Source organism: Corynebacterium sp. UMB10119B (assembly GCF_030228125.1).
Classification (GTDB): domain Bacteria; phylum Actinomycetota; class Actinomycetes; order Mycobacteriales; family Mycobacteriaceae; genus Corynebacterium; species Corynebacterium pseudogenitalium.
This window is the reverse complement of record NZ_JASPBG010000004.1, coordinates 87418-100934: the sequence shown is the minus strand read 5'-3', so window position 1 is coordinate 100934 and position 13517 is coordinate 87418. Positions and strand designations below refer to the sequence as shown.

Genomic DNA, 13517 nt, shown 5'->3' with positions numbered 1-13517 from the left:
AGGCATGCTCTCACAACTGCGTACCTCTGTTGCGCTGGCCGCCGCGAAGGCCGCCACGTTCGCGTCGCGCGCCACCGGCCGCGGCGCCGGCGGCATGATCGGCGGGCTCGTTGCCAACGCGATCGATCCGAACATCATGGCAGGCCTGTCCAAAGGGCGCCCGGCCGTGCTGGTGACGGGCACGAACGGCAAGTCCACCACCACAAAGATGCTGGTAGCGGCGCTGCGCTCCACCAGGACTGTGGCCACCAACGACGGCGGCGACAACATGGACGCCGGCATCATCTCCGCGCTCATGGCGGGCAAGGACGCCTCCACGATCGCCCTCGAGGTCGACGAGCTGCACGTCCCCCACGTCGCCGACCGGCTGCAGCCGAAGGCGTTCGTGCTGCTCAACCTGTCGCGCGACCAGCTGGACCGCGTCGGCGAGATCAACAAGATCGAGCGCGCCCTCCGCGGCGCCGTCAACGCCCACCCGGAGGCCACCGTCATCGCTAACTGCGACGACGTGCTGATGACCTCCGTCGCCTGGGACCACCCCAACGTCATCTGGGTTTCCGCGGGCGCCGGCTGGCTCGGCGACTCCGTCACCAACCCCCGCAGCGGCGGCCACGTCGTACGCACCGAGGACGACTGGTACGCCGTCGAGCCCCTCCCCGACGGCTCCGAGTTTCGACGCCCCACCCCCACCTACGCCGTCACCGACGACGGCCTGCGCTGCCCGGATGGGGGCGTCGTCACGCTTGACCTCGCGCTGCCGGGGCGAGCGAACCGCGGCAACGCCGCACAGGCCGTAGCCTGCGCCGTCGACGTCTTCGGTGTACCACTCGCCTCTGCGCTCGCCGCCGTCGCCGACGTCCAAGACGTCGCCGGGCGCTACTCCACCATCCACTTCGGCGACCACGAAGTCCGCCTCCTGCTGGCCAAGAACCCGGCAGGCTGGCAAGAGGCCCTCTCCATGGTGGACCGCACCGCCGACGGCCTCGTCATCGCCGTCAACGGCCAAGTCGCCGACGGCGAAGACCTCTCCTGGCTCTGGGACGTCAAGTTCGAAGACTTCCACGGCATCGCCGTCAAAGCCGCCGGCGAACGCGGCACCGACCTCGCCGTGCGCCTGCTCTACGCCGACATCGAACACGAACTGATCCACAACTGCGTCGACGCCATCCGCGCCTGCCCACCCGGCCGCGTCGAAGTGCTGGCCAACTACACCGCCTTCCGCGACCTCAAAAAGGACCTACACAAGGAGCTGGACCGTGACTAACACTTTGACCATCGGCCTGCTGCTGCCCGACGTACTCGGCACCTACGGCGACGACGGCAACGCACTCGTCCTGCGCCAACGCGCCCGCATGCGAGGCATCGACACCCACATCCGACCCATCCCCCTCACCGAGGACATCCCCTCCGACTGCGACATCTACACCCTCGGCGGCGGCGAGGACTCCGCCCAAATCATTGCGGCCTCCCGCCTGCAAGCGTCCCCCGGCCTACAGCGCGCCATCGACGCCGGCCGCCCCGTCTTCGCCGTCTGCGCCGGCATGCAGGTCCTCGGCCACAGCTTCACCGCCCACGGCGAAGAAGTCGCCGGCATCGGCGTCCTCGACGTCCGCACCTCCCCCATGTCGGAGCGCGCCATCGGGGAAGTCCAATCCCACCCACTTCTCGACGGCCTCTCCGCCCCCCTCACCGGATTCGAAAACCACATGGGCGGCACCACCCTCGGCCCCGACGCCTCCCCACTCGGCCAGGTGAAACGCGGCGTGGGCAACAACGTGGGTGCTGGTTCTCGGGCTGGCGTTGAGGGTGTTGTGCAGGGCAGCGTCATCGCCACCTACATGCACGGCCCCGCCCTCGCCCGCAACCCCGAACTTGCCGACCTCCTCCTCACCCGCGCCCTCGGCATCCACGCCCAGGAACTCACCCCACTCGCGTTGCCCGAGGTGGACCAGCTGCGCAAGGAGCGCCTCAGGTAGGTTGCCGCTAGCGCTCTAGGAGCCAGTGCCAAAGGACGCAATTCGTTCCGAGGAACTCGGGAAAAGCCCAGGTCGCGAATATGCGGTTGCGTCTTTTGGCACTCGGCCCGGTTGGGGTGACACCAAATTCCCTCATTGGATTTTCGCGACCTGGGGAAACGCTTCAGGGCCTACTCGAAAAGCGCGAATTTGGTGTCAAGCTCGTTGGTCACAACACCAAATTCCTAGTTTTTCGCGAGCGAATTTGAAAAAGCCCAGGTCGCTGGAGCTCAGTGAGGGAATTTGGTGCACAGCACCTCCTACAACGTGAGCCGCCCGGAGAGCGCGCGGGAGAGGGTGAGTTCGTCGACGAACTCGAGGTCGCCGCCGAGCGGCATGCCGGAGGCCAGGCGGGAGACGGTCAGATCTGGGAAGTCCTTGAGCAGGCGGGCCAGGTAGGAGGCGGTGGCTTCGCCTTCGGTGTCGGGGTCGGTGGCGAGGATGACTTCGGTGATTTGGGGGGCGTCGTCGCCGTCGAGGTCGGGAAGGACGCCGCCGATGCGCTTCAGCAGGGGCGTGACGGCGAGGTCCTTGGGGCCCACGTTCGCGAGTGGGTCGAGTGCCCCACCGAGCACGTGGTAGCGGCCGTTGAACTCGCCGGTCCGCTCGATGACCTGGATGTCTTTGGCGTCTTCGACGACGCAGATGAGGTCTTTTTTGCGGCCGGAGTCGGCGCAGATGCGGCAGACTGCTTCGCGGGAGACGTTGTTGCAGATGCGACAGAACGTCACGCCGTCGCGGACGCCGGCGAGGGCGGCGCGGAGTCGGTCGATATCTTCGGGCTCGGTTTGGAGAAGGTGGAAGGCGATCCGTTGCGCGGACTTGGGTCCGACGCCGGGGAGGCGCGAGAGCTCGTCGATAAGGTCTTGGAGCGGTCCTTCGAACATGGGGGTCCTTTACAACACAAAACGCCTGGCGAAGTGCCAGGCGTTCAAGCGGGTGGGTTTAGATGATGCCGCCGAACGGAATCTCACCAGGTGCAGGCTGCTGACCACCAGGAGCCTCCTGTGGCATTGCGCCGCCGGTCAGTGGGCCGATCTTCTCCTGTGCCAGCTCGCCGGCCTTGTTGTGGGCGTCGCGGTATGCGGCGAGGATGAGGTCCTGCAGCGTCTCGACGTCGTCGGCGTCAACAGCCTCCGGCTTGATCTGCAGGTCGGTGATCTCTGCGCCACCGGTCATGACGACGGTGACCAGGCCGCCGCCAGCGGTGCCGGTGACGGTGGTGCTGAGCAGCTCCTGCTGTGCCTGCTGCAGCGCCTGCTGCACCTCGGCTGCCTGGCGGATGAGTTCTTGCATGTCCTGAGGCATATTTGGCTGGGTCATGGTGTGTAACACCCTTTCGTGTCAGTGATTTTGTCTAATTTGCTCACCAGTGTACCCGGTAGTTCCTGAATGCTTACAAGGGCTTGGCTCCAAGTTCGCTGGCAAGCAGGTCCATGGCGACTTCGGTGGCGTCACGACGGTCGAAGGTCGCCGACTCGGCCTCGGCCTGGTCGACCATGTCGCGCTCTTCGTCCTCTTGGCTGTAGGGCTCGGGCGGCGGCGGAGGCGGTTCCCATCCGGCGTCTTCGTGGAATGGTTCGGGCGGCGGCGGGACTTCCTCGCGCTCGCGACGCTCCTGTTGCGCGCTGCGCTGCCCGGCGGCCTTCGCTATCGCCCGCCAGTCAGTGGGCTGCTGCGCTGCGGGTTTTGGGGTTGCTTCACTTTTCGACGCCCCCTTCGCCCCTTTCGTGCCCACCACGCAACGCACGGCAACCTTGGTGCCAAGCGCTTCGGAGAACACCGCGACGATGTCCCCGTTGTTGTTGTCGGCGTTGAGGCGCTCCGCGAGGGCACCCGTGTTGTGTCCGATGAGCAGCGTGGGTTGGCCGTCTTCGTTGTCGAGGGAGAGCGGTTTGGCTTCGGCAAGCATGATTTCGGCGACCTGGTTGCGCTTGCCCACAGCTTGGCGCAGCTTCATCCAGTCACGCTGCACGCGTTCGAGGAGGTCTTCCGCAGGTGCTGGCTCTGGCTTCGGTGCCGGGGTTGGTTCCGGCTTCGGCGGCGTTGCGGGTTCCGCGGGTGGCTGCGGCACCGGCTTCGGTTCAGGCTTCGGCTCGGGCTTGGGCTCAGGCTTTGGCGCACTCTGCGCCTTGCGGCGCTCCGCGATCCTGGCCGCAGCAGCCGCAGCGGCCGCGGCTCCCCCACCCTGCGAAGGAGCCTGCGACGGGGCCTGCTGGGCAGGCTGGGCCGCCTGCGCAGGGGCAGCAGGCGCCGGTGCAGCTGAGGTAGCCGAGGATACCGCCGGGCGGTCGCCCATCGTGAGCAGGTGCGCCATCATCACTTCCAACAACAGGCGCGGGGACGTCGCGCCGCGGAGGTCGCCGATCCGATCGTTGACCTCGGTCGCGAGCGCGGCCAGCGTCGACGGGTGGAACTGTTGCGCTTCGGCGCGGAGGATTTCGGCGCGGTCGACGGGGGCGTCGACAAGCCCTTCGCCGAAGGCATCCGGCACGGTGACGATGAGCAGCAGGTCACGCAGCCGGTCCAGCAGGTCGAGGGCGAAACGGCGCGGCTCGTGGCCGGACTCGATCACCTTGTCGATGGTGTGGAACATCGCCGCGGCGTCCTTGGTGGCGAGGGCGTCGATGGCGGCGTCGAGAAGCGTGAGGTCCGTGACCCCGAGCAGCGGCAGCGCCATCTCGTAGGTCAGGCCGTCCGGCCCGGCGCCCGCCAACAGCTGGTCCAGCACGGACAGCGTGTCGCGCGGCGACCCGCCGCCAGCGCGGATGACCAGCGGGTACACGTTCTCGTCGACGAACGCGCCCTCCTCCGCAACGATGTTTTCCAGCAGGTGGCGCATCGCCTGCGGGGTCAGCAGGCGGAACGGGTAGTTGTGGGTACGCGAGCGAATCGTGCCGAGGATCTTCTCCGGCTCGGTCGTCGCAAAGATGAAGATGAGGTGCTCTGGCGGCTCCTCCACAATCTTGAGCAGGGCGTTGTTGCCGGAGGGCGAAATCATGTGCGCCTCGTCGATGATGAAGACGCGGTAGCGGGACTCCGCAGGCGCGAACATGGCGCGTTCGCGCAGCTCACGCATGTCGTCGACACCGCCGTGAGAGGCGGCGTCCAGCTCCATCACGTCCAGGTTCCCGGTGCCACCCGGCGCCAGCGACACGCAGGACGCGCACTTGCCGCACGGAGTGGACGTCGGCCCCTCAACGCAGTTCAACGAGCGCGCCAGAATGCGCGCCGAGGACGTCTTGCCACACCCCCGCGGCCCCGAAAACAGGTACGCATGGCTGATGCGCCCGTTGTCGAGAGCGTTCGATAACGGCACAGTCACCTGGTCTTGCCCAACCAGCTCACCAAACGTTGCAGGACGATATTTCCGGTACAGAGCCACGGCGCCAAGTGTAGACGATCAGCCCTCTTCCCGGCACCAATCTTTCACATCCACGCCACGCCTGCGCAGACGCCGCTCCAGCACCGGATAGCCCTGCTCGGAGGCGATCCCGAACTCCTCATCGGTGAGCGCAATCAGCTCCAGAAGCAGCGTGATCCGGCGCGGCTCACGCACCAGCGGGGTGCCCTGCGCAAACACCTCCGGCTCCCGCAGCAGCCCATGCCGCACGGTGCCCGGCGCGTCGGCCAGCAACCCCTCGAGCAGCACACCCGGCTGACCGGGCACGCCGAGGCGCTCAAGCTCGCGGGTCACACCCACGACGGCCTCGGCAAGCACCTGCTTGTCGACGTCCCCCACCGCCATCACCTCGCACACAACTTCGGGGCCGCCATCATCAAGCGCCACCAGCCCCATGTCAGTACCGCTGAACCCGGCAGTCACCGCCACATTCGCACCGTCCAGTTCCGCGGTGGCGGCGGCGCGGGCGTCGATAAGCGAAAGCTGCATCCCCGGAAACACCGAGGCCAACCAGGCAGCGAGCTCGTCTCCCGTCATGCGCCGAGCTTCTCGACCGCCGCGAGCAACACACACGTAGCCACGCCGTCCATCGCCTTCGTGACCTCCTCAAGCGGCGGCATCGACGGCGCCAAACGAATATTGCGATCGTTCGGGTCCTGCCCCTTCGGGAACGCCGAGCCCGCCTTCGTCAGGCTGATGCCGGCCTGCTTCGCCAGCTCCCACACGCGAGTCGCAGTGCCATCCATCACGTCCAAAGAAATGAAGTAGCCACCCTTCGGCTTCGACCAGGACGCCACCCCCGTGCCCCCGAGCCGGTTCTCCAGCACCTCGAGCACAGCCTCGAACTTCGGCGCCAACGACTCCGCATGCTTCCGCATAATCTCCCGCAGGCCATTCGCGTCCTTGAAGTACATCGCGTGCGCCAACTGGTTCACCTTATTCGGTCCGATACCGCGCACATTCGCGATTGACTCGTACCACTCCAGGTTCTCCTCCGACGAAGCAAAGAACGCCACACCCGAACCCGCATGCGTAATTTTCGACGTCGACGACATGTACCAGAAACGATTTGGGTTCCCCGCCTTCGCCGCCACCTCAAGCACGTCCACGTTCACCGGGAACGTATCCGTCAACGTGTGCACCGCGTACGCGTTATCCCACACGATGCGGAAGTCCGGCGCGGCCGTCTCCATCGCCGCCAGACGCTCGATGGTCGCCTGGGAGTACACCGCGCCCGTCGGGTTGGAAAACACCGGCACAGACCACATGCCCTTCACGGCTGGGTCCTTCACCAGCTCTTCCACGACATCCATGTCGGGGCCGTCCTCAAGCAGCGGGACAGTGATCATTTCGAAGCCGAAACGCTCCGTAATCGTGAAGTGGCGGTCGTAGCCGGGCACTGGGCACAGCCACTTAATCGCGTGCTCGCGCTGCTCATCCGCCCACGGCCGCGGCGAATCATTCGTGCCGAACGTGTACGCCCAGGACACCAGGTCAAACATAATATTTAGTGACGACGAGTCCCCCGCCACCAACAGCTTCGGGTCAATACCGAGCGCCTCGGCCCACAACTCACGCAACTGCAAAATGCCCGTCAGGCCGCCGTAATTACGCACGTCCACGCCCGACGCGTCGCGGTGATTCCCTACACCCGGCAGTGCTAACAGCTCGTCCGCCAAGTCCAACTGGCGCGCCGAGGGCTTCCCCCTCGTGAGATCCAACGCCATGTTGGTCTCCTCCAGCTGCTTGTACTGCTCACGCAACTCAGCAGCCAGGCTTGCGAGCTGCTCAGCATCTAATTCTTTCAACGGGGTGTTCAATGTTGTGGTGTCCTATCCGGGTACTGAGGCCTATGTGCTAACGACCCATCATCGTACTCGGGCACCCCGGCACACGCGTGCGTTTCACCCGCGTTGTCCCCCCCATAAAAAAGGGGACCTCACGCACCTGCCAGCGCCCGCTTACCCTTGCTGCGTTCCCGCCCTGGGGGAGTTCACGAGATGAGCACCGCGTGAGATCCTGCAGAACACTCTAGCTTGAAGCTTTAGGCGTTGCAAAACAATTATTGCGCTGGCGTTTTGTAGGAAGCCGGGGAGATGGGTTAAAGTAGTCCCTCGACGCATGATGTGTCGCAACTAGGAGGATTCGACTAGCGGCCTATGTCACACGCCTGGAACGCGTGCGGGTTTCACGACCCTCGTGGGTTCAAATCCCACATCCTCCGCGCTATTCAAACAGCGCATCCGGTTGAAGTTTTTCGCTGGGTGCGCTGTTTTCGTTTTGGGCTCGTGCCTTTGCACCAAATTCCTGTATTTTGAGAAGTCACCGAGGCGTTTCCCCAGGTCGCACCCGCTGTGCGAGGGAATTTGGTGTCCCTCACATCAAGGCGAGTGACAAAGGACGCACCCTACTTTTTGCGACCTGGGCTTTTGCCGAAGTTAGCCGACAGGATTGCGTCCTTTGTCACTCACACCACCCACGGAGACACCAAATTCCCTCACTGGCCGCCAGTGAACTGGGGTTTTCCAATTCGCCCGCGAAACCCCAGGAATGTGGTGCGCGGGTCCAGCACGCACAAAACCCCGCGACCCAACTCGCAGATCGCGGGGTTTTATGCAGAGGAGCTACTTCTCCTTAGGCGTGGTCGTCACAGCGGCGGCAGTAGCAGTAGCCGTAGCGGTTGCCGAAGGTTTCCGGCCGAGGAAGTCGCCCAGCGAGGAGCCCTCGTTGGAGCTCTGCTGGATCTTGTTGGCGGCGCCGTTCTCGCCTGGGGCACACAGGGAGACCAGGCCAGCCAGGGCGCCGATGCCGAGCGTGACGGCCGCGATGGCGCCGAGGGCCTCGGTGGCCTGCGGGCCGAACTGGGCGTTCAGGCGTGCGGCTTCGATGTCGAGCTGCTTGAGGAAGTCAGGGCGCTCGACGCCGAAGTTGCCGAACGGGTTCGGGATGTTCATCTGCTCGGAGACGCGGCGGGCAGAGGCGTTGATCTCTGGGCCCATTGCGGCGATGAGCGGCGCGCCGACGGCGACTGCCAGGCCGAGCGGGATGAGCCACAGGAGCGGCCCACCGTGGGAGGACATGTCGGCGAAGCAGCGCTGCAGGTCATCAGCCGAGCTCTTGCCTGGGGTCTTCGGCTGGTCTTGTTCGCCCTGAACAACGACGTGGACGGTGACATCGCCGTCGCGGCCTGGGATCGTGATGTCGAAGCCCTTGGGGTCCGGGGTTCGCTCAGCTGGCGGGATGATGATGACCTTGTCGCCCTCGTGCTTAGCGGTCCAGCCGTCGGGCAGCTTCAGGTCACCGATGTTGGCTCCTGGCACGTTGATCACGATGCTCTGCGTGCCTGGCGTGACAACAACCTTTTCGGTTTCGCCTGGCTTCGGGGTGATGGTGTTGCCGCCTGCGGTCGACGGAGTGTCGCCGCCGACGGTGACAACGGCCGGGCGGGTGACGGTCTTGCCGTCTGGGTAGGTGACCTCTACTGGGACGACGATCTGGTCACCGGGTTTGGCGTCGCTAGGTGGTGTGACGGAGACGGAGCCGCCGTCGTTGATGGTGACGTCCCAGCCGTCTGGTGCTTTCCAGCCGTCGACGATCTTGAAGGTTGCGCCGTCTGGCTGGGTGCTCGGCGGCACGACGACGGTGACGCCGCCCTTGGTGCGCCCAGGGGTGTAGTCGACTGGTGGCTGGCCTTCTGGGGTGTCGGCGTCGTCAACAACGAGGATGGTTGCTGGGCGCGTGACTTTCTGGCCGCCTGGGTAGGTGATGTTGACTGGGACGACGGTGTAGTCGCCGGACTTGGCGTCGGCCGGTGGGGTGGCGGTGACGCCGCCGTCCTCGCCAACGTTGACCTTCCAGCCTTTCGGCACCTTGTACTCAGGCGAGATGACGAAGGTGGTGCCGCCCGGCGCGCGTGGCGTCGGGTTGACGGTGACGGTCTGGTTCGGCTTGGTCTGCTTCGGGGTGTAGTTCTGGTCCGGAGCGGACGGGGTGGCCGGCTTCGGGTCGACGGGCGCGGCCGGGTCGTCGATGACGGTCACGACGATTGGTCGCGTGATGGTGTTGCCGTTCGGGTCGGTGACCTGCACGTTGATGACGCCGAAGTTGCCTGGCTTGGCGTCTGCTGGTGGAGTGACGTGCGCGACGCCGGTTTTTTCGTCGATGTTGATGGTCCAGCCTTCAGGGACGTCCTTCTGCTCGACAACGTAGGTGGAGCCCTCGGTGCCACCCTTCGGGGTGACAACTACGACGGTGCCCGGCTTGGTCGGCTTCGGTGGGAACTGGACGTCGTTGGTGCCCTTGGGGGCGTCGTCAACAACTACGACGACTGCTGGGCGGGTGATCGAGGAACCATCCGGGTAGGTGATCTGGACAGGCACGACAATGCGGTCGCCTGGCTTGGCATCGGCCGGCGGGGTGGCGGTGACGGAGCCGTCCTCGCCGACGGTGACCTTCCAGCCCTTCGGTGCCTCGTAGGCGTCGTGGATGGTGAACGTGGTGCCCTTCGGCGCATCAGCGCTGAACTCTGGGGCGTCCACGGTGACCTCGACGCCTGGGCGGGTGGTTTCCGCCAGGTAGTACGCGTCCGGGTTCTGTGCCTGCGGTGGCGCACTGACGATGACGGTGCCCGGTACGACCTTGGTGGAGCCGTCTGGGAATGTCACCTCGACGTTGACGGTCTTGGTTTCGCCGTCGCGGGCGTTCGCCGGCGGCGTTGCGGTGATCTCGCCGGTGCGCTTATCGACGCCCACCTTCCAATCACCGAGCTGCTGGTCAGGGGCGATCTTGAAGGTCGTGCCGGCTGGCAGCTCCTGGTCACGGACCTGCGGCAGCGTCACGGTGACGGATGGGCGGGTGATCACGACGTCGTAGCCAGGGGTGTGCTCCTGGGCCAGGGTCGTGTCAACGCCGACCACGGACTCCAGCACGTCGTGGGATCCGTCTGGGTAGGTGGCCTTGACCTGCACGGTCACGGTATCTTCCAGGCGCGCGCTCATCGGCGCGGTGACCTTGAGCGCGTTGCTGCCCTCTTCCAGGGTGACGTCCCATGGGCGGGCCTCACTGCTTGGGGTAGCGCCGATGACCTCGAAGGTGGTGCCGTCAGGGTACTTCGGGCTGCCCGGCTTCAGCGCGACGGTTGCCGTCTTGCCCGGGGAGGTCTTCTCGTTGCCGTAGCTTGGGGCCCACTGCTGGGTCTTCAGCTGGAACGTTTCGCCGATCTTGGCGTTGTCCTTGTACTTCTGCAGGTTGAGCTGGTCGGAGCCGTCGCGCGGGGTGGCGTACACCTCAACCTGGAGCGCTTCAGGCTTGTCATTGTCGATTTCGCCGGTCCCGCCGACAGGCAGGGTGACATGCACGCGGCCATCCTTATCGACGCGCGCATTCGCGCCCTCGACAGCCTTACCGTTTCGCGTCACGACAGCAATCACGCGAGCGTAATCTTCCCCAGCACCGTTGGTGACCTGGATGTTCGTCGCAAACTCCTTGCCATTCGCGGTGACAACCGGCACCTCGTCCTGAGCCGCCTGCAGCGGGAAGCACTGCGCGTTCTCTGCCGGGACCGGCAGCAGGTCAACCTCGGCGATGTTGCGGGCCTCGAAGCCCAGGCGGTTCGGGAAGTTCTCGTAGCCGTTGCCTACGCTTCGGGCGACCCACGCGAACGTGCGTGTCTCGTCTTCCTTGATGTCCTTCACGTCCTCGAGGATGACCTTCGCGGACACCACCGGGGAGCCTTCCGAAAGGTGCAGCTCGACCGGCTCAACGTGCGCGGTGCCGGTGACGTTCAGGTCCATATTGGTGGTGCTATCCTCGCCGGAACGCACCGCTCCTGGGATAGTCTCCCCTACAGACACCGCCGAAAGGGTGAAGGTCTCCTCGAAATCAGAGATGCGAGTCTGGTTCATGCGCAACTCGGAAACCATCGAGTCCACAGCGTGCTCGCCGTCGCCGTGGAGGCTGACCCAGTAGTACACCTCAACCTGGCCCTGCTCGTTGACAACGGCGCGGGTGCCCGGCTCAAACGAGCCCTCGTTCGGAGTACTCACACCACCGATGCGCTGGTGCGGGAACAAGGTGTTCGCGCTCAGCACGTCGTGGCATCGGTTCTCTTCGGCGCTCTGCGCGTCCACCTGTGGCACCACGAGCGCGGACGCCCCCAGCGCCAGCGCCACCACAGTGGCTGACATTCTACGATTTCGCATTCTGAAACTCCCCTCAGAGGCAACTGTGTGTTATTTGTGCTATCCATTCATCATGAACGGTTTTTAAGAAGTTTCAAGTACTTTTGACAGTTTATTTTCAGCGAACGCCCGAACCTGCACAGTTGTCGTCAAAATATTTGCATCACATGCATGTTATTCAACCAGCGGTTACCCCCGCTCGGGTGTATTTGTCCAGACGAAAGGATCCGCTGAGAGCTTCTCAGGGTCAAAGCGCTCAAGGATCTCCTGCGCCGTCCCAGCGCCTGCGCACCCAATCGATTCTGCAAGCGCCCGCACCACGCCATCCACCCCAATGCGCTGCGACATCTCCGCAAACGTCACCGCCCCATCGCGCTTCGCCAGCCGCTTGCCCTCCGCGTTGAGCACCAGCGGCACGTGCACATACTCGGGTTCCTGCCCGCCCAACAAGTGCGTCATGTACGCCTGCGCGGGCGCCGACATCAACAAATCATCCCCACGAACCACCTGGTCAACCCCCTGGTCCACGTCGTCGACGACCACCGCCAAGTTATACGCCCAGTCCCCCGCCTGCGCCTGCGCGAGGTTTCCACCACGGCGCACCACCACGTCATCGACAGGCCCGGTCACCTCCCCCGCAAAGAAGTCCCGCACCGTCCACTCCCGCGCCTCGGCACGCAGGCGGAGGGCAGGCATGCGGCCCTCTTGCGAAAGCTGGTGGCGTCGAAAAGCTCGCTGTTTCTCACTCAAGTCCCTGCACGTGCCCGGGTACAGCCCAGGCTGCGCATGCGGCGCACTCGCCGCCTCCCGAATCTCCCGGCGCGTGCAATAACACTCATACACCGGCAGCTGCGACAACGCCGCCTCATACAACGCCGAACGCTGCGACTGCCACACCACCGGCGGATCAAAATCAAGCCCCAGCGCCAGCAAATCCCCTATTTGACGACGCGCCGCCTCCTCCGACGAACGCTCCGAATCAACATCCTCCACTCGCAACCAAAAACGCCGCCCACTCTGACGCGCAAACAACCACGCCAACAGCGCCGTGCGCAAATTACCAAAATGAAGATCCCCACTCGGAGAAGGTGCATACCGTCCAGCATTCATGTGTATAGGATATGTAGCCGTGACAAACCAAGAAACTATTGCGCGATCGCTTTACCCTGTCCTGGTATCTGTGTTCTGCGCCGTCTTCCTCATTTCCAACATCACAGCGCAGAAGGGAGTCGCCCTCGGACCATTCATCACCGACGGCGCCTTCTTCCTCTTCCCACTTGCATACGTCCTCGGCGACGTGCTCGCCGAAGTCTACGGATTCAAAGCCGCCCGCCGGGCAATCTTCACCGGGTTCGGCATCGCCATCCTGGCCGTCGTATCCTTCTACATCGCCATCTGGCTCCCCGGCGCCGACTTCTACGACATGCAAGAACCCTTCTCGACGATCCTCGGCCTCATGCCACGCATCGTCATGGCTTCCCTGGCAGGCTACATCGCAGGCCAGCTGCTCAACGCGTGGGTGTTGCAGAAAATGAAGGACCGGTTCGGGCACGACCGCCTGTGGGCACGCCTCATCGGCTCCACCATCGTCGGCGAGTTCGCCGACACCCTCCTGTTCTGCGCCATCGCAGCGGCAGTCATCGGCATCGAAACGCCAGGTCAGTTCATCAACTACGTGGTCGTCGGCTTCCTGTGGAAGACCCTGCTCGAAGTCGTCCTCCTCCCAATCACCTACCCGACCATCGCGTGGGTGCGCCGCCGCGAGCAAGAAATTTATAGCCAATAGGGAAACCACGCACCACATTCCATCACAGCCCAGGCCCGACCTGGGCTTTTTCTTATTGGCCCGCCCGAAAACAGGGAATTTGGTGCGCACCCTGAGACAGCACGCACCAAATTCCTTCGCACAACGCCATCGAC

General features: G+C 64.5%; 10 protein-coding genes, 1 tRNA gene and 1 other RNA gene. 4 read left to right on the top strand and 8 right to left on the bottom strand.

Annotated features, from left to right (window positions below):
* Positions 1 to 4: 4 nt before the first annotated feature.
* Both QP802_RS05400 and QP802_RS05395 read left to right on the top strand, forming a co-directional pair.
* Positions 5 to 1264 carry a Mur ligase family protein gene (locus tag QP802_RS05400; protein ID WP_070477278.1) on the top strand — a complete coding sequence of 420 codons (1260 nt, stop codon included), beginning with the start codon at positions 5 to 7 and terminating at the stop codon, positions 1262 to 1264.
* Positions 1257 to 1976, top strand: a complete 720-nt coding sequence (locus tag QP802_RS05395) for a type 1 glutamine amidotransferase (RefSeq protein WP_284817749.1) — start codon at positions 1257 to 1259, stop codon at positions 1974 to 1976. Before QP802_RS05400 ends, QP802_RS05395 begins: the two co-directional genes overlap by 8 nt.
* A 299-nt stretch (positions 1977 to 2275) precedes the next feature.
* Here QP802_RS05395 and recR read toward each other — a convergent pair whose 3' ends face one another.
* From recR to ffs, 6 genes are all read right to left on the bottom strand, one after another.
* Positions 2276 to 2902: a recombination mediator RecR gene (recR, locus tag QP802_RS05390; protein WP_070363279.1), complete on the bottom strand. Its 627-nt coding sequence runs from the start codon at positions 2900 to 2902 to the stop codon at positions 2276 to 2278.
* 58 nt (positions 2903 to 2960) lie between these two features.
* Positions 2961 to 3338, bottom strand: a complete 378-nt coding sequence (locus QP802_RS05385; protein WP_070363280.1) for a YbaB/EbfC family nucleoid-associated protein — start codon at positions 3336 to 3338, stop codon at positions 2961 to 2963.
* Between the two features lie 73 nt (positions 3339 to 3411).
* A complete protein-coding gene (locus QP802_RS05380) occupies positions 3412 to 5400 on the bottom strand; it encodes a DNA polymerase III subunit gamma and tau (RefSeq protein WP_284817748.1) in 1989 nt (662 codons plus the stop codon).
* Between the two features lie 18 nt (positions 5401 to 5418).
* Positions 5419 to 5955, bottom strand: a complete 537-nt coding sequence (locus QP802_RS05375; RefSeq protein ID WP_284817747.1) for a hypothetical protein — start codon at positions 5953 to 5955, stop codon at positions 5419 to 5421.
* Entirely contained in the window at positions 5952 to 7238 is a 1287-nt protein-coding gene (locus tag QP802_RS05370; protein WP_284817746.1) for an aspartate aminotransferase type Ic, read from the bottom strand. Before QP802_RS05370 ends, QP802_RS05375 begins: the two co-directional genes overlap by 4 nt.
* Positions 7239 to 7343: 105 nt before the next feature.
* Positions 7344 to 7442, bottom strand: an RNA gene (gene ffs, locus QP802_RS05365) — signal recognition particle sRNA small type.
* Positions 7443 to 7556: 114 nt separating this feature from the next.
* Between ffs and QP802_RS05360 the strand changes: the two genes are divergently transcribed.
* A tRNA-Ser gene (locus QP802_RS05360) sits at positions 7557 to 7642 on the top strand.
* Positions 7643 to 8042: 400 nt separating this feature from the next.
* Here QP802_RS05360 and QP802_RS05355 read toward each other — a convergent pair.
* Both QP802_RS05355 and gluQRS read right to left on the bottom strand, forming a co-directional pair.
* On the bottom strand, positions 8043 to 11603 hold the full coding sequence (locus tag QP802_RS05355; RefSeq protein ID WP_284817745.1) for a YPDG domain-containing protein: 3561 nt from the start codon (positions 11601 to 11603) through the stop codon (positions 8043 to 8045).
* A 183-nt stretch (positions 11604 to 11786) separates the two neighbouring features.
* Positions 11787 to 12707 carry a tRNA glutamyl-Q(34) synthetase GluQRS gene (gluQRS, locus tag QP802_RS05350; protein ID WP_284817744.1) on the bottom strand — a complete coding sequence of 307 codons (921 nt, stop codon included), beginning with the start codon at positions 12705 to 12707 and terminating at the stop codon, positions 11787 to 11789.
* Here gluQRS and QP802_RS05345 point away from each other — a divergent pair.
* Positions 12706 to 13383 (top strand): queuosine precursor transporter, encoded by a 678-nt coding sequence (locus tag QP802_RS05345; protein WP_284817743.1) that lies wholly within the window; start codon positions 12706 to 12708, stop codon positions 13381 to 13383. The genes gluQRS and QP802_RS05345 overlap by 2 nt on opposite strands.
* The last annotated feature ends 134 nt before the right edge of the window (positions 13384 to 13517 follow it).